Here is a 16,399-nt window from a genome sequence, read left to right as displayed (position 1 = left end):
ATGTCTATTAAGCTGCGGCTGACTGCTTGGTATTCGGGAATTTTGGCTGTAATGCTGTTGGGCCTATCAGCCGCAATATATGCTTTTGTGTATATAAATACTTACGGTGATTTGAAGGACCGTGTTGAAAAGCAGGTGGAACAGCTTCAGCTTCTGCCGCGCTGGGGATATGACGGCTCCTTGCTCAACGTCAATGTGATTCCTTCTCAGGCAACGCGCCTGGAGGAAGCCAATATGCTGGTGCAGATTAGTATCTATGATAGTGGGGCCATTCAGCAGTCAGATAATATGATGAGCCTGGGGTTGAAATTCGATGTTCCAGATAAGAACAATATTATGCAGGAAAAAGGCTTCAAGCAGGTTACGCTTGCAGGCTATCATTTCATCATGTATCAGACACCGTTGACACCGCTCCCCGGCAATGCTCCATTGGCGGTTTTACAAGTAGCTACGCCAACCAACCAGGAAGACCGGATGATGGAAAGACTGAAGAACATTTTGGTCGCTGGCTCCTTTGCGACTTTGGTGGCAGCGTTTACCTTTGGCCTGTTTCTAGCCCGCAAGGCTATGAGACCAATCGGTAAGGTGATCGAGGCAGCGAACGGCATTCAGACTGGAACGGATCTTAGCTCACGCATTGAATACGACGGTCCACCGGATGAAATCGGCAGATTGGTTCAGACCGTAAACAGCATGCTGGGGCGGATGGAGGGCTTTTACACGGAGCTGGAAGATTCCTACGCCGCGCAGCGGCGCTTCGTCTCGGATGCTTCTCATGAACTCCGAACCCCGCTGACGACGATCCGGGGGAATATTGATCTGCTGCAGAAGGTCTGGGAGATGGAGCCAGGAAGTAATCCGGCCCTGGACGATGCGGCTATCCGCCAGCTGTCTATCGAGTCGGTGAAAGACATTGCGGATGAGTCTAAGCGGATGAGTCGCCTTGTCGCCGATATGCTCTCTCTGGCCCGTGCCGATACTGGACGGACTTTTGACAAGGAGCCGGTTGCTCTGGAGCCGATGATGATGGAAGTGGCGCGACGCGCCTCCTTCTTGCCACATCAGGCGGAATGGCGACCTGGCCAAATGTCTCACTTGAATGGAAAATACATTGTCGGCAACAAGGACTATTTGCAGCAAATGCTGTTTATTTTCATCGACAATGCCTTCAAATACACACCATCTGGTGAGGTAGTGTTTGACACTGTATTTTATCAGAATCAGGTAGGTATTCGGATCAGCGATACGGGAATTGGTATGGATAAAGATGAGATTCCGCATATCTTTGACCGCTTCTACCGTGCAGATGAATCGCGGGGAATCACGGAAGGAATTGGCCTTGGTCTTTCCATTGCCAAATGGATTATTGACGAGCATGACGGCTCGGTTGAAGTTGTCACCCGGCAGGGGGAAGGTACCACGTTCGTGATCTGGCTGCCCCTTCTCTTTGCTCCGCCGCTGGAATAGGGTATAATTTAGGAGAACTATTACAGCAGTCAACGACAGCAGAAAGCTGGTGAAGTCATGGAAGTCATCAAAATATCGCCCCGAGGCTATTGCTACGGTGTGGTCGATGCTATGGTTATGGCACGGCAGGCCGCGCAAAATCTTGATCTGCCTCGGCCGATTTATATACTGGGCATGATTGTGCATAACAGTCATGTGACCAACTCGTTTGAGGACGACGGAATTATTACCCTCGATGGCACCAATCGTCTGGATATTCTGGACAAGATCGATAGCGGCACAGTAATTTTCACTGCACATGGAGTATCGCCAGAAGTACGTAAGGTGGCTCGGGCCAAGGGTCTGACCACTGTGGATGCTACCTGTCCCGATGTGACGAAGACGCATGACCTGATTCGGGAAAAGGTGGAAGAAGGTTATGAAATCATTTATATCGGCAAGAAGGGACACCCTGAACCTGAGGGGGCGGTTGGTATTGCCCCGGATCATGTGCACCTGATCGAAAAGGAAGAGGAGATCGTAAACCTCTCGATTTCTTCCTCGCGGATTTGTATCACGAACCAGACCACGATGAGTCAATGGGATATCAAGCATATTATGAAGAAGCTGCTGGAGACGTTCCCCGGCGCCGAAGTCCATAATGAGATCTGCATGGCTACCCAGGTGCGCCAGGAGGCTGTGGCAGAGCAAGCGGGACAAACGGATCTTGTCATTGTCGTGGGCGATCCACGCAGCAATAACTCCAATCGTCTGGCACAGGTATCGGAGGAAATTGCCGGCGTACCGGCCCACCGGATCTCGGATGTCTCCGAGCTCAAGACAGAATGGCTGCAGGGTGTTACGAAGGTGGGGGTAACTTCAGGTGCTTCTACACCAACCCCGATCACGAAGGAAGTCATCAATTATTTGGAGCAGTATGATCCCGAGGTTCCCGCAACTTGGGAGATTAAGCGTACTGTGAATATGGCGAAGCTGCTGCCGCCGGTCAAGAACAAGACAGCGAGTACGAACTAATCTCCTGACATTGAACTTATAGGATGAACTAAGAGAGCGTAATACACTGGATTCCGGTGTGTGCGCTCTTTTATTATGGGCAGAAATGTTCTCAACAACACTTACAGATGTAATGATAATATTCCTTTCGCTTCCATTTCGTGATTTACTTAATACTTTTTCAGGCTTCAGGATCTGGGAATATGAGCGTTTTCAAATCGGGCTGTTTTGTGAAAATGGGCTGCGGCGGGTTGACGAAATGGGTATTTTCCGTTAGAATTGCTTTAGTGATTAAAAGCATAAAAGCTAAAAAGCTAAAAAGCTTAAAAGCGTCGTAGCGCGACAGAGTACACACGCAAACGCTGACTAATAAATTACGTTAAATGTGGAAAGGGAGATTAATTATGATCGTCATTACATCGAACCAAACTCCGGAAGAACAAGTTCAGGATATTATCAGAGTTATTGAAAAAGAGGGGTTGCAAGTCCATCTCTCCCGCGGCGCTGACCGCACTGTCATTGGTCTGATTGGAGGCGTAACACCTAAGCTGGCTGAACATTTGCGGCAGATGAAAGGTGTAGAGAATGTCGTTAAAATCTCTAAATCCTACAAGCTGGCTAGCCGTGACTTCCACCCGGAAGATACGGTCATTGATATTCGCGGTGTCAAAATTGGCGGTGAGAACCTCGTCATCATGGGCGGACCTTGCGCCGTTGAATCCCCAGAGCAGATCGATGAGATTGCCCGTCTAGTAAAAGCCTCTGGTGCTCAAGTACTTCGCGGCGGTGCTTTCAAACCTCGTACAGGACCATACAGCTTCCAGGGTGTGGGCGTAGAAGGCTTGACGATGATGGCGGAAGCCGGTAGACGTCATGGACTGTTGACGATCACTGAAGTTATGACTCCGGAATACGTAGATATTTGTGCGGAGCACGCAGATATTCTGCAGGTAGGCACACGCAATATGCAGAACTTTGATTTGCTACGCAAGCTGGGTACCTGCGGGCGCCCTGTGCTGCTCAAACGCGGCTTCAGCGCGACCTATGACGAACTGCTGAATGCAGCGGAATACATTCTGGCAGGCGGTAACCGTGATGTTATGCTGTGCGAACGCGGAATCCGTACATTCGAGACTTACACACGCAATACGCTGGACCTCTCTGCAATCCCGGTTCTGCAAAGCCTGAGCCATCTTCCGGTCATTTCTGACCCGAGCCATGGTACTGGACGCCGTGAACTGGTGGAGCCAATGTCCAAGGCATCTGTCGCTGCAGGAGCGAACGGCCTTATTATCGAAATGCACACCGATCCGGACAATTCCATGACTGGCGATGGTGTACAATCGCTATTCCCGGATCAGTTCGACAACCTGCTTAGAGACCTTGAGAAGCTCGCTCCGCTGGTTGGACGTAAGTTCTCTCCAGGGCCAGAACCTGTTGTAACTGTGTAATCTTTGCTTATATCTGCTGTTCATCAGCCCGCTTATCCCGCGTTATTACTGGGATAAGCGGGTTGTTTGATTTTGTGCAAGGTAAGATATGAGGCTGCCCGTGCTACTTTTTCTAATTTCACTAAGCGTTAGAAAATCTTACATTGGAATAAGAAATACCTGACATAAGCATTGACGATGTTAGGTGTGAGATTTATAATGACGACAGCAAAAAAAATATAAAACAAGAACATTTGCATACTATGAGCGGCTTAATGTTCGGAAACTTGGGGAGGAAAATTTCATGTCGGTTGAAAAAGTGTTGCAAACAATCAAAGAGAACAACATTGAGTGGGTGGATTTCCGGTTTGTAGATTTGGGTGGACGTGCGCATCATATTTCGTTGCCCGCTTCTGAAGTAGAAGAAGAAACTTTTGTGAATGGTGTAGCTTTTGACGGTTCATCCATTGCCGGTTTCCGCGGTATTGAAGAGTCCGATATGGTTATGATGCCAGACACTGATGCGATATATATTGATCCTTTTACTGCACACCCGACGCTCAACATCATGTGCGACATTTTCACTCCTGATGGCGAACGTTATGAACGTGACCCTCGTGGTATCGCAGTCAAAGCAGAAGAGTTCTTGCAAAAGAGTGGTGTAGGTACTGCGGCATTCTTCGCACCCGAGTCTGAATTCTTTATCTTCGACGATGTGCGTTATGAGAGCGGCATGAACAGCTCTTCTTTCTTCGTAGATTCCGAAGAGGCAGCTTGGAACACAAACCGCAAGGAAGAAGGCGGCAACCTTGGTTTCAAGGTTGGAGTCAAAGGCGGTTATGTACCGGTAGCACCAGTAGATACCCAACAGGATATCCGCAGTGAAATGTGCCGTCTGCTCGCTGAAGTCGGTCTGCGCATTGAACGCCATCACCACGAAGTGGCAACTGCAGGTCAAGCGGAGATCAACTTCCGTTTTGACACCTTGAAGAAAACAGCTGACAATCTCTTGACTTATAAATACGTCGTTCACAATACAGCTCGTCAATATGGCAAAGTAGCAACCTTCATGCCAAAACCATTGTTCGGTGATAACGGAAGCGGCATGCACGTACACCAATCCATTTTCGACGGCGATTCTCCGTTGTTCTATGAAAAAGGCGGATATGCTAACCTGAGCGAAATGGCTCTGAACTACATTGGAGGTATTCTGTACCACGCTCCAGCGTTGATCGCTTTGACCAACCCAAGCACCAACTCGTTCAAACGTCTGGTTCCTGGCTATGAAGCACCGGTTAACCTGGTATTCTCCAAAGGTAACCGTTCCGCTGCAGTTCGTATCCCGGTAGCTGCTGTGACACCTAAGGGCTGTCGCATCGAGTTCCGTACACCGGATTCCACAGCCAATCCTTACCTGGCTTTCTCCGCAATGCTGATGGCAGGTCTGGACGGAATCAAGAAGAAGATCAACCCGCAAGAATTGGGTTATGGTCCACTTGACAAGAACATCTATGAACTGGAAGATGCAGACAAAGAGAAGATCCGCAGTGTTCCAGGCAGCCTGGGCGAAGCGCTTGATGCTTTGGAAGCAGACTACGAATTCCTTACTGAGGGCGGCGTATTCACCAAAGACTTCATCGACAACTACATCTCTCTGAAGCGTTCGGAAGCACAAGCGGTGGCCATTCGTGTTCATCCGCATGAGTACTCCTTGTACTTCGATTGCTAATCTGCTGTTAATTTAATAAAAGCTGTAACCTTTAAAGCCCCTGGGATCCTTCCCGGGGGCTTTAAAGGTTTTTCTACCCTACAATATGCTGAAGCTCGCTCAGTGGCCCCTGTGGCTTTACAGCGGTGCAGTGGTAGTCTTTAGTCGTGATTGGCCCTATGACGGCTCAGAGGCGCCGCAGGACTCTCTAACGATAAGTTCAGGCTCAACAATGAAGGAACTGGTGCTCGACTGATTGTTGATTAGGTCATAAAGCATCAGTGCGGCGAGCCGACCGAGTTTATTTTTATTCTGCCGGATGGTGCTTAGAGAAGGTGTGGTGTATTTGCAAGCCTCTATGTCATCACAGCCGATAATGGCGACCGTATCCGGTACTGAAATCTTAGCTTCTTTGAGTGCGCGCATGGCGCCGATGGCAATCTGGTCAGAGGCAGCAAAGATAGCCCGGGGCAGGCTGCCGGTAGCGATCATGCGTGTCATAGCTTCATACCCGCTGGATTCAAAAAAATTTTCCCCGTTTAAAAACCAGTTCTCATTGACTGACATTCCCAGATCCTCAATAGCTTTGCGGTAGCCATTCTCACGCATGTTTGATATTTCTGATTCCTGAGTGCTGCCCAGATAACCTAGATCACGATAGCCTAGCAAATAGAAATGCTCTACGGCTTTGGCGGACAACTTGAAATTATCGGACATGATGTAGCCGGAGCTAGAACCGGACAGCTTCATATCGACACCGATGCAAGGGATCGAACTCTGATCCAGATTGCTGATGGACGTCTCTAGTTCTTGCCCGGAGAGGAGTACACATCCATCGACGTTGTAATGCCAGCACCGGGCCAGATAGTCGTTAACACCCCCGTTTTGAAACTTTTCATTAGAGAAAAAGATAAGATCATAGCCGAGCAGCCCCATTTGCTTTTTAAAGGCGTTTAGAACCTCGATGAAGAATGGATGAGTCAAATCGATATTCAGCATCCCGGCAAAAATAACACCGATCAAATGCGAGGATTTGCTTGAAGGAGTTTTGGAAGAAATGGGGGGAGTGTAGCCGGTTTCCTTGATAATCTGAAGCACCTTATTGCGTGTACTAGCAGAGATGTCACTGTAATTATTAATGATCTTGGAGACCGTTGAAACCGAAACGCCTGCAATTTTGGCTATATCCTTAATATTATAGGTCAATTAAAGGGCCTCCTTATCTTAAATAACATCGCAATAGTCGAAAATCCAACATGTTTCTTCATTGTTTTAATAGATTAGATACGCATTTACGAAAATGGTTTCGGATTTATTTTATATTTTGAATAGAAAGTAGTCAATGTCTGAAAAGTAGTTGGGGGACAAAAATAGGAGAAATCCGCTTATTATAAGGGTTTTTCAAACGAAGACGTGAACTCTAAAAAACACTTTACAAAAATAGACAACGATGCAATAATAAAAACGACGAAACCGCTTTCTGGATTATGTTTCTCTTTTTCGAGTATTTAGAAGATTTTCGAAAATGTGTTTCGTTAATGTTCGAACAATTTACTCTGGGGGGTAACAAAATGGTAAAGAAGCTTTCTGCGATCTTGCTAAGCTCTGTTCTGCTGCTGGCATTGACAGCGTGCGGGGGCGGGAACAATGGCAATGGTGCAAGTGGGGGAGCTACAAACGGTTCATCGAATGGGGCAACGGAAAAACCTGCATCCGGTGAAAAGAAGGTTGTTAAAATCCTGCATTGGAAGCAAGAGAACATTAACAAAGCGATTCAAGAGATCAACAAGAAATTCGAGGAGAAATATCCTGAATACAAGGTAGAGTACACCACTACCGGGCCTGATGACGAGTTCAAACAGGCGCAAAGAGCAAGAATTACCGCCGGTGATGTTGACGTCCTTGCCGATTTGTCCGGGATGAGACTGTCTCCAAAAGATTGGACACCAGGTGCGAAAGTGCCGGATTGGCAGCAATGGATCGATTCTGGTCTGATTGCGGATCTGTCCGATCAAGCTTTTGTGAAGAACTACAATGCCAACGATATTGCCAAGGCGGGTACTTATAACGGAAAAGTATACGCCGTGCCAACTGGTAAAGTAGCAATGTCGGGATTCTTCTATAATAAAGAAATTTTCGAGCAAAATGGACTTTCTGTTCCAACGACCTGGACGGAGTTCATCAAAGTGCTTGATACCTTGAAAGATAAGAATATTACGCCAATCGTAGTGGCTGGTAAAGACGTGTGGCCGCTGAAACTGCCAGTCTTCGGTCTGCAAGCGAAAATCCTTGGCGGCGGTGATCAGAACAAATGGATCGAGGGCGTATGGAAGGGCGATGCGGCTTACAATGATGCAGAGGCTGTAGAGGTTCTGGACAAAATGAAGACGCTTCAGGATAAATACATTATTGACGGATTTATGGGTATCGACTATGCAACAGCACCATCCTTCTTTGCTACTGGTAAAGTAGCGCTGATTGCTGACGGAACCTGGGATGCGCCAACTATTGCAACCGCTAATCCGGATCTGAAGTTTGGATACTTCCCGATCCCTGCTACTGAAGATGCAGCGAAGAACAATTCGCTTGTTGGTAAATACGATGTAACCTGGTATGCCGCAGAGAAAGGTCCGAACAAAGAGGGCGCTCTGAAATGGCTGGAGTTCTTCTCCGAACCGGATAACTACACAGCGTATGTGAAAGCAGCTGGCTTCCTGCCAACACAAGATAATGTTCAAACGGATAGCGAGTTCATTGATAAAGAGCTTTCACCATATCTTGGTGGAGACTTTGAACTGGCTTACGAAATTCTGATGATCAACCGTGTGAATGTCGGAGAGCACCTTGCTGCTGAAGGCGTACACACAGAATACCTGGCTCCAGGCGGCGAATTCAAGACGGCCAAAGAGCTGGCTGATGTGCAACAGAAAGAATGGGAAGCTGCTGCGCCTAAATAAGCAGTTTAAGTAACAATAATTAAACATACTGTCAGCTTCGGGGTCTGTCCTGTGCAGGCCCCGATCCTTTATTTTGAATCAGGATTAGGTAGGTGAGAGCAATGTATCCCTTCGGTAAAGGTTTAAAGCGCTATGTTCCCTTTCTGTTTTTGCTGGTGCCATTGGCGCTATATGTTATTTTCTACTTCGGGCCTTCAATGATGACGGTCATTTATTCGTTTACAAATATAAAGAATGTGCCAGGTAGCGAATTGAAGTTTGTAGGTCTGCAAAATTACTATGATGTATTTTTCTCCGGTAATTCAGGGGAACGTGTGGACTCCATTATACGGACTCTTTATTTCATGGCGATTGTAACGATTGTACAGAATGGCCTAGCACTATTGGTGGCCGTGATCATTAATCAGAAGCTAAAGGGCGATTATTTCTACCGTGCGGTTTTTTTTCTACCGGTAGTTCTTGGTGTCGCAGTAGTGGCGCTGGTATGGAGCATGATGTTCGATCCACTCAGCGGTCCTGTGAACTATCTGTACAATGCGTTATTCGGATATAAAGATATGTTCTTTGGAAGCTTCACCCATGCATTTGGCTATATTATATTTGTACAAATTTGGATGTACATGGGCTATTCCATGCTGATCTTTCTGGCTGGACTGCAGTCCGTACCGAAGGATTTGTACGAGGCAGGGTTTATCGACGGAACGAGTAAATGGCAATCGTTCAAAAACATCACGTTTCCGCTGATCGCTCCTTCCTTTACGGTCAATATGCTACTGTCGATCATCGGTGCTATGTCCACCTTTGATATTATTCTGGCTACGACAGACGGACGCTTCAATACCAGAACTATGGCTTATGATGTCTACAAAGAAACCTTCCGGGGCAGTCTGGAGATGGGGTTACCGTCGGCGCTTTCTGTCGTACAGTTCCTGATCATTCTTGTCTTTGTAGTGATCGCTGTAAAGCAAATGCGCAAGAGAGAGGTGGAATACTAGATGAAAGACTCTAAGTCCACCAAAATTCTTTCTTACGTCGTTGTAGCGGTACTTCTCGTGTTGTACATCATACCGCTACTTTTCGTATTTAACGTCTCGTTCAAGTCCTTCACGGATTACCTGCTGGACCCTATGGGGATTGTATCCAATATTCAATGGAGCAATTACAAGGATGCCTGGGTGCAGGGGAATTTCTCTAACTATTTCCTCAACAGCCTGCTGTATACGGGGGTTGCTACGGTACTGACACTCATTGTGTCACTCTTCGGCGCTTTTCCGGTGGCACGGGGATATGTGAAGTGGAGCGGCTTTATTTATATGTTCTTCCTGCTCTCGCAGTTTCTGCCTAACCCAATGGTGGCTCAGTTCAAGCTGATGCTCGCCATGAAGCAGGAACTCGGATTTGTAGGTTACGATACAAAGCTGGGTTATATCCTGTTAAAAACAAGCGGAACCGGCATCGTCTTCATGATGTTCACAGGCTATATCAAATCTATAAGCCGTGAACTTGATGAAGCAGCAGGGATGGACGGCTGCGGCTATAACCGTTATCTGTTCCAAATTATTATGCCATTGATGAAACCAGTGATTGCCACCGGCGTCATTTTGACAGCCATCGGCATCTGGAATGACTTTGTGGGCCCGGTTATGTATTTGCCAAGCCCAAGCAATTATCCGATTACCTTCGGATTGAAGGAGTTCCGTGGACAATACGGCAACAACTGGCCGATGCTGGCCTGTGGCATTATGATCGTATCTACTCCGCTGATCATTCTGTACACCTTCATTCAGAAATACATCGTCGATGGTGCGTTGGCAGGTGCGGTTAAAGCGTAAGCAGCAATACAAATGAGAGGATGGATATTAGTGGAGCGCAATGAAATCAAAGGCTGGAAATTCACAGGAAAGAATGGGGAGTTCAGACTCCCACAGCCGGATCGCAGCAGTTTTTTATATTTTCCGTTGGTAAATGAGGGTGGCATGATGTCTTCGATCACGCCAAAGCTTCACGGCCAGGCTACTTCAGGCCATAATACGTTTCTGACACCTCCATTGTCGGTAGAGGACTTGCATAATTCGCGGGCCTCCCGTAACTTCTGGGTGTATGTAGAAGGTAAAGGGGCGTGGTCGGCAGCAGGAAACTCTGCCAAACAAAACGCTGATTTCTATAAAGACAACGCTGACGAATCTGAACTGGAGGCTGGTCTGCTCTGGCATCGGGTTACCCGCAGTAATAAAGAACTCGGCATTTCTGCCGAGATTACCAGCTTCGTGCCATGCGGAGAAGACAAGGTAGAATTGACGAAGGTAGTTCTAACGAATACAGGAGCCGAGAAAATCACACTGACATCAACGGCGGCTATTCCTTTGTACGCCCGGTCCGCGGATGACTTGCGCGATCACCGTCATGTGACATCCCTGCTGAACCGGGTCTACACTTCTTCGTTCGGTATTGAAGTACAACCGGCACTCTCCTTCGATGAACGCGGCCACCGTGTGAATCACACCTCGTATGGGGTGTTCGGAGCGGAAGAGGGCGGAAGTGGTCCGGTTGGATTCTTCCCCGTACAGGAAGAGTTCGTCGGCGAAGGCGGAAGCCTGGACTGGCCGGAAGCCGTAGTACTGAACAGTAAGCCAGCCACCTACTCTGAAGCCGAACTGGAAGGATATGAGGCGCTGGGCGGACTCCGCTTTGCTGAGACGCTCTTGAATCCAGGTGAAAGCCATTCTTACATTATTGTGCTGGCGATTGCAGGCGAGCGGATCGATGTTCCTGTGCTTATGCAGAAATACGGCACAGCCGCAGCCTTCGATGCCAAGCTGGAAGAGAACAAGTCGTTCTGGAATGATAAGGTGAACACCGTAGAATTCCAGAGTGGTGAACATGATCTCGACCAGTGGATGAAATGGGTGACCCTTCAACCGGTACTGAGAAGACTTTACGGGAACTCTTTCCTTCCATATCACGATTACGGCAGAGGGGGACGAGGCTGGCGTGACCTTTGGCAAGACTGCCTTGCCCTGCTGATCATGGAGCCGGAAGAAGTACGCAGCCTCCTTCTGAACAACTATGCCGGTGTGCGGATTGACGGCAGTAACGCGACCATTATTGGTTCGCAGCCTGGCGAATTTATCGCTGACCGCAACAATATTCCACGGGTCTGGATGGACCACGGAGCTTGGCCGTTCCTGACTACCATGCTGTATCTGGATCAGAGCGGTGATCTTGATTTCTTGTTGCAGGAGCAAATCTACTTCCGCGATGTCTTCATGAACCGTGCCCAGAAACGCGATACTTCATGGGATACCGAGGCAGGCAGCTCGCTAAGAACGACCTCCGGCGAAATCTATACCGGTACCATTTTGGAGCATATTCTTCTGCAAAATTTGGTTCCATTCTTTAACGTCGGAGAGCACAACAACATTCTGCTTGAAGGCGCGGATTGGAATGACGGGTTAGATATGGCAGCAGACCGCGGGGAGAGTGTGACCTTCACATCCTTCTATGCGAGCAACCTGCTTGATATTGCCCGCCTGCTGCGCGACCTGAAGGAGCGCAAGGGTCTGTCGACCGTTGAACTGGCGGAAGAGATGACGGTGCTGTTCGATTCTCTTGGCGAAGGCGTGGATTATACTTCTGTATCGGGCAAGCACGAGCAGCTTGAGCGCTACTATGCGGCAGCGCCGAATAAAGTCAGTGGTGTCCGGGTAGCGCTGGATATTGACAAGGTAGCAGCAGACCTGGAGCGCAAGGCTAATTGGCTCTTCGAACACCTGCGCAGCAATGAATGGGTACAAGCGGAAGACAGTGGCGGTTGGTTCAACGGTTATTACAATAATGACGGTGAGCGCGTAGAAGGAGAATTCCCTGGTGGCGTCCGCATGACACTGACAGGACAGGTATTCCCACTTCTCGGTCATGCTGCTGCACCTGAACAGATTCCGAGTATTATTAACGCTGTGGAGAAAAATCTGCTGGACGACAAAATCGGTTACCGCTTGAATTCCCGTTTTGGCGGGATTCAGCAGAACCTGGGTCGTGCGTTTGGTTTTGCCTTCGGCCATAAAGAGAATGGTGCAATGTTCAGCCATATGACGGTCATGTACGGCAACGCGCTCTATAAACGCGGATATGTTAAGGAAGGGCGGAAAGTGCTGGATTCCTTGTATCAGCTTAGTGCTGATTTTGCGACCAGCCGGATGTATCCGGGGATTCCAGAGTATATCAATGAGCAGGGCCGCGGCATGTATACGTATTTGACCGGCTCGGCTAGCTGGCTGCTGCTGACCATGGTGACTGAAGTGTATGGTGTCAAAGGGAAGCTGGGCGACTTGCTGCTTCAGCCTAAATTGGTGCAAGAGCAATTCGACAATAACGGACAGGCAGGAATTAAGACCATCTTCGCAGGTCGTGAGCTGGAGGTCGTCTATACGTCCACTAATCGTTCTGCCTATGGGGAGTATCAAATTAAGGGAGTCACATTGAATGGCACTCCTGTGGAGTTACAGCACAGTTTAGAAGGAGTTATCATCCCACGTGCAGTACTAAACGCTCTGTCAGCTGACAAACGTCATCTACTTGAAGTGGAACTGGCGTAATCGACGCTTGATCTCTACCCTTGCACTGCTGAAAGGATGCAATCTTTATGGGCAATATATTATCGAATGGTATCCTGTCGGTCGAAATTGCTGAGATGGGAGCCTATGCAGGCTCCCGTTTCGATTGGACAGGATTTATCACTCAAGTAACCCTGGAACAGGGAAAACATACGTTTTGTGTGCCGGAAAGCCTGATTCCTGGACAAGGCAGCGGCGGCAGGGGGTTATGCAACGAATTTGGCATTTCCCGGGCAATTGGATATGACGAAGCTCCGGTTGGGGGCTGGTTCCCGAAGCCAGGTGTCGGCTTGCTGCAGAGGCAGAATCTGGACGCCTATACCTTTATGGGGGAATACGAGCGGACTCCATTTGTCATTGGAGTAGAGGCGAGTTCAGACTCTATCACGTATACGGTTCAGCCAATGGAGTGTAATGGCTACGGTATGCTCTTGACTAAGACAATAGCCATCCATCAGAATACACTGATCATTGACTATACGCTTGTAAACAAAGGAACAAAGACTATCGAAACAGAAGAATATGTTCATAATTTCATCGGGATCGACGGCAATGCGGTCGGAGTGGACTATGAACTACGACTGCCAGGTGTTATTTCCATTGAAAAGCCCGAATCCTCTTTTACATCGGAATTGCTACTGACGGAAGGAGACCGGCTTAGCTGGAAGCGCCAGCCAGACCGTCCATTCTATTGTATGCTCTCCTCCGATGCCAAAGGAGAGGTAGACTTCAACTGGGAGCTGACTCATAAGCCAAGCGGAGCCGGGCTGAGGGAAATTGGAGATTTTCCCATTTCACAGATAGCTTTGTGGGGAGTAGGGCATGTGATCTCTCCTGAAGTTTTTGTGAACATTAGCCTTTTACCGCGTCAAAGCAAGCACTGGCGCCGTTCTTATGAGTTTTTCAAGCTTTCCTAGGGTATAAACTCGTCTCCTATGTGAATAATTATACTTGCTGGTGTGTGAGATTACTGCTATCATATCCATATTCATAGGAGAGAAAGGGTGGGAGAGTTTTGAGCAAGAGAGCATACAATTTTAATGCCGGTCCTGCGGCACTGCCGCTAGAAGTACTGGAACGCGCACAAGCGGAGTTTGTGGATTTTCGGGAGAGTGGAATGTCTATTATGGAGATGTCGCACCGTGGGGCCATATACGAATCTGTGCATAATGAAGCACAACAACGTCTGCTTTCGCTTTTGGGCAACCCGACAGGTTACAAGGTTTTGTTCACTCAAGGCGGAGCGAGTACCCAATTTGCAATGATCCCGCTTAACTTCCTTTCCGAAGGTAAAGTGGGCAGCTATGTGATGACAGGCAGCTGGGCGGATAAAGCTTACAAAGAAGCCAAGCTGGTGGGCGGCGTTCATGTCGCTGCTTCCTCGGAAGATCAGAAATTTCTGAAGATTCCTGAGCTCAGTTCCATCAAGGCTGCGGACAATGCGGCTTATCTGCATGTAACGTCGAATGAAACCATCGAAGGTACACAATACGCAGAGTTCCCGGATTCCGGTTCCATTCCGCTTATTGGAGATATGTCCAGCGATATTCTGAGTCGCGCGTTCGATGTGAATAAGTTCGGGCTGATTTACGCAGGTGCCCAGAAGAATCTGGGACCGTCCGGAGTAACGGTGGTTATCGCCAAGGAAGAACTTATTGCTGAGTCCCCTTCCCATATTCCGACAATCCTGCGGTACAGCACTCATACAAAGAATAACTCTTTGTACAATACGCCACCATCCTTCTCTGTATATATGGTTAATGAAGTGTTAAAATGGATTGAAGAGCAAGGCGGCTTGGCTGGGGTTGAATCCAAAAACCGTGAAAAGGCCGGTCTCTTATATGAATACATTGATGGAAGTGACGGCTTCTACCGTGGCGTCGCAGAACAAGACAGTCGCTCCATTATGAATGTTACGTTCCGGATGCAGTCGGAAGACCTTGAGAAGCAATTTGTAAAAGCTGCGGAACTGGAAGGCTTTATCGGTCTTAAGGGTCACCGTAGTGTTGGTGGCCTGCGCGCTTCCATTTACAACGCTGTTCCTTACGAGAACGTTAAGGCACTTGCCGATTTCATGAAGCACTTCCGGCAAACGCAAGGTTAATGAATGCTGTTCCTGACCTTCCGCCAACAGGCGGAAGGTTTTCTGCTTTACAAATCAACATTTCCGGGCGGCTTAGGTCCGGACAGAGAGGAATTACAAACTATGGCACTTCACATCGTTCTGGTCGAGCCGGAAATCCCGGCAAACACCGGCAATATCTCACGCACTTGTGCGGCAACAGGTACGCATCTGCATCTGGTACGTCCGCTGGGGTTCCGTACGGATGATGCTACGCTGAAACGGGCAGGACTGGACTACTGGCACGCAGTCCATATTGAATATCATGATTCCTTCGCGGAAGTTTTGGAGAAATACAGCGAAGGACGTTTTTTCTATGCAACAACAAAGGCGGACAAGCGGTACAGCGATTTTGAATTCCAGGATGGCGATTTCTTTGTGTTTGGCAAAGAAACGAAGGGTCTTCCGGCGGAGATTCTCGAAGCGGGTAAGGAAACATGTATGCGGATGCCCATGAGTACAGCGGTGAGATCGCTTAATTTATCAAATTCGGCAGCTATTATTGTCTACGAAGCTCTCCGTCAGCTAGATTTTCCACAACTTGTTTAAAATAAGACATGTTTTTTTATTAATTCAGCAGGATTCGACAATTTCATCACGAAATCTTAGTACAGGTCCGATATAAATATGTAATCCATTATTTAGTTGAACAGGAGAGGTGTAAGTTAGATATGAAACCTGCTGGTGTAGTTCGCAAAGTGGATCAACTTGGTAGAATTGTTCTGCCAAAATCCCTACGCAAGAGATATCAAATGAATGAAGGAGATCCGGTGGAAATTTTGGTACAGGGCGACCATATTATTTTGGAGCGTTACCGTCCGAAATGTGTATTCTGCGGATCGATGGAAGAAGTAAGCGAGTATAAAGATCGTTATATTTGTGCCGAGTGCCTTACAGAGATGACTCATTTGCAAAGACATGCATAATATAACGGTTAAGCTATTTCGATAGAGAGGTAGCTCGAACTATGACTACATAAGAAAAAGCACCGCTTCTTGCGGTGCTTTTCTTGTTGTACGCCCAGCATGGGCGTCATCTCTAGGGTGAAAGTCCCGAGCGGGGGCTGGCAAGCGCCTACCGTTAGCCAAGGGCAAGGGTGTCCACCGTGA

The 16,399-nt window shown here is 48.1% G+C and carries 13 protein-coding genes; 12 read left to right on the top strand and 1 reads right to left on the bottom strand.

Annotation, left to right across the window (positions count from 1 at the left end; genetic code table 11):
* The 4 genes from ACFVRY_RS26270 to glnA all read left to right on the top strand — a co-directional run bounded on the left by ACFVRY_RS26270 (position 1) and on the right by glnA (position 5,619).
* The gene (locus ACFVRY_RS26270) at positions 1-1,467 is read left to right on the top strand and encodes a sensor histidine kinase (RefSeq protein ID WP_387503256.1); all 1,467 of its coding nucleotides are present in this window, start codon (positions 1-3) and stop codon (positions 1,465-1,467) included.
* Between the two features lie 57 nt (positions 1,468-1,524).
* Positions 1,525-2,481: a 4-hydroxy-3-methylbut-2-enyl diphosphate reductase gene (locus ACFVRY_RS26265; protein WP_387503255.1), complete on the top strand. Its 957-nt coding sequence runs from the start codon at positions 1,525-1,527 to the stop codon at positions 2,479-2,481.
* Between the two features lie 383 nt (positions 2,482-2,864).
* The gene (aroF, locus tag ACFVRY_RS26260) at positions 2,865-3,911 is read left to right on the top strand and encodes a 3-deoxy-7-phosphoheptulonate synthase (protein ID WP_066373961.1); all 1,047 of its coding nucleotides are present in this window, start codon (positions 2,865-2,867) and stop codon (positions 3,909-3,911) included.
* 283 nt (positions 3,912-4,194) lie between these two features.
* Positions 4,195-5,619 (top strand): type I glutamate--ammonia ligase, encoded by a 1,425-nt coding sequence (gene glnA, locus ACFVRY_RS26255; protein ID WP_387503254.1) that lies wholly within the window; start codon positions 4,195-4,197, stop codon positions 5,617-5,619.
* A gap of 156 nt (positions 5,620-5,775) precedes the next feature.
* Here glnA and ACFVRY_RS26250 read toward each other — a convergent pair whose 3' ends face one another.
* On the bottom strand, positions 5,776-6,804 hold the full coding sequence (locus ACFVRY_RS26250) for a LacI family DNA-binding transcriptional regulator (protein ID WP_387503253.1): 1,029 nt from the start codon (positions 6,802-6,804) through the stop codon (positions 5,776-5,778).
* A 365-nt stretch (positions 6,805-7,169) separates the two neighbouring features.
* On the opposite strand from ACFVRY_RS26250, the gene ACFVRY_RS26245 reads away from it, so the two are divergent.
* The 8 genes from ACFVRY_RS26245 to ACFVRY_RS26210 all read left to right on the top strand — a co-directional run bounded on the left by ACFVRY_RS26245 (position 7,170) and on the right by ACFVRY_RS26210 (position 16,216).
* Positions 7,170-8,555, top strand: a complete 1,386-nt coding sequence (locus ACFVRY_RS26245) for an ABC transporter substrate-binding protein (protein ID WP_387503251.1) — start codon at positions 7,170-7,172, stop codon at positions 8,553-8,555.
* Positions 8,556-8,656: 101 nt separating this feature from the next.
* The gene (locus ACFVRY_RS26240; protein WP_387503342.1) at positions 8,657-9,550 is read left to right on the top strand and encodes a carbohydrate ABC transporter permease; all 894 of its coding nucleotides are present in this window, start codon (positions 8,657-8,659) and stop codon (positions 9,548-9,550) included.
* Positions 9,551-10,387, top strand: a complete 837-nt coding sequence (locus tag ACFVRY_RS26235) for a carbohydrate ABC transporter permease (protein WP_387503250.1) — start codon at positions 9,551-9,553, stop codon at positions 10,385-10,387. It begins immediately after the preceding gene.
* A 12-nt stretch (positions 10,388-10,399) separates the two neighbouring features.
* Positions 10,400-13,150, top strand: coding sequence for a GH36-type glycosyl hydrolase domain-containing protein (locus ACFVRY_RS26230; protein WP_387503249.1), 2,751 nt, complete (start codon positions 10,400-10,402; stop codon positions 13,148-13,150).
* A 47-nt stretch (positions 13,151-13,197) separates the two neighbouring features.
* On the top strand, positions 13,198-14,085 hold the full coding sequence (locus ACFVRY_RS26225; RefSeq protein ID WP_387503248.1) for a hypothetical protein: 888 nt from the start codon (positions 13,198-13,200) through the stop codon (positions 14,083-14,085).
* Between the two features lie 98 nt (positions 14,086-14,183).
* On the top strand, positions 14,184-15,272 hold the full coding sequence (serC, locus tag ACFVRY_RS26220) for a 3-phosphoserine/phosphohydroxythreonine transaminase (RefSeq protein ID WP_066373978.1): 1,089 nt from the start codon (positions 14,184-14,186) through the stop codon (positions 15,270-15,272).
* A 102-nt stretch (positions 15,273-15,374) separates the two neighbouring features.
* Positions 15,375-15,839 carry a tRNA (uridine(34)/cytosine(34)/5-carboxymethylaminomethyluridine(34)-2'-O)-methyltransferase TrmL gene (gene trmL, locus ACFVRY_RS26215; RefSeq protein WP_175374163.1) on the top strand — a complete coding sequence of 155 codons (465 nt, stop codon included), beginning with the start codon at positions 15,375-15,377 and terminating at the stop codon, positions 15,837-15,839.
* 122 nt (positions 15,840-15,961) lie between these two features.
* Complete coding sequence (locus ACFVRY_RS26210; protein WP_066373981.1) at positions 15,962-16,216, top strand: AbrB/MazE/SpoVT family DNA-binding domain-containing protein; 255 nt, start codon at positions 15,962-15,964, stop codon at positions 16,214-16,216.
* The last annotated feature ends 183 nt before the right edge of the window (positions 16,217-16,399 follow it).

The sequence above is a fragment of the Paenibacillus sp. NPDC057934 genome, assembly GCF_042887565.1.
Taxonomy (GTDB): Bacteria; Bacillota; Bacilli; order Paenibacillales; family Paenibacillaceae; genus Paenibacillus_AQ.
The sequence above is the reverse complement of the archived record's forward strand: the minus strand, read 5'-3'. Positions and strand labels throughout refer to the sequence as shown.

Bases quoted from the DNA above. Each gene is read 5' to 3' on its own strand.
- trmL (WP_175374163.1), top strand. From the start codon at position 15,375: ATGGCACTTCACATCGTTCTGGTCGAGCCGGAAATCCCGGCAAACACC.
- ACFVRY_RS26265 (WP_387503255.1), top strand. From the start codon at position 1,525: ATGGAAGTCATCAAAATATCGCCCCGAGGCTATTGCTACGGTGTGGTC.
- ACFVRY_RS26240 (WP_387503342.1), top strand. From the start codon at position 8,657: ATGTATCCCTTCGGTAAAGGTTTAAAGCGCTATGTTCCCTTTCTGTTT.
- ACFVRY_RS26225 (WP_387503248.1), top strand. From the start codon at position 13,198: ATGGGCAATATATTATCGAATGGTATCCTGTCGGTCGAAATTGCTGAG.
- ACFVRY_RS26235 (WP_387503250.1), top strand. From the start codon at position 9,551: ATGAAAGACTCTAAGTCCACCAAAATTCTTTCTTACGTCGTTGTAGCG.
- aroF (WP_066373961.1), top strand. From the start codon at position 2,865: ATGATCGTCATTACATCGAACCAAACTCCGGAAGAACAAGTTCAGGAT.
- ACFVRY_RS26270 (WP_387503256.1), top strand. From the start codon at position 1: ATGTCTATTAAGCTGCGGCTGACTGCTTGGTATTCGGGAATTTTGGCT.
- glnA (WP_387503254.1), top strand. From the start codon at position 4,195: ATGTCGGTTGAAAAAGTGTTGCAAACAATCAAAGAGAACAACATTGAG.
- ACFVRY_RS26210 (WP_066373981.1), top strand. From the start codon at position 15,962: ATGAAACCTGCTGGTGTAGTTCGCAAAGTGGATCAACTTGGTAGAATT.
- ACFVRY_RS26245 (WP_387503251.1), top strand. From the start codon at position 7,170: ATGGTAAAGAAGCTTTCTGCGATCTTGCTAAGCTCTGTTCTGCTGCTG.
- ACFVRY_RS26230 (WP_387503249.1), top strand. From the start codon at position 10,400: ATGAGAGGATGGATATTAGTGGAGCGCAATGAAATCAAAGGCTGGAAA.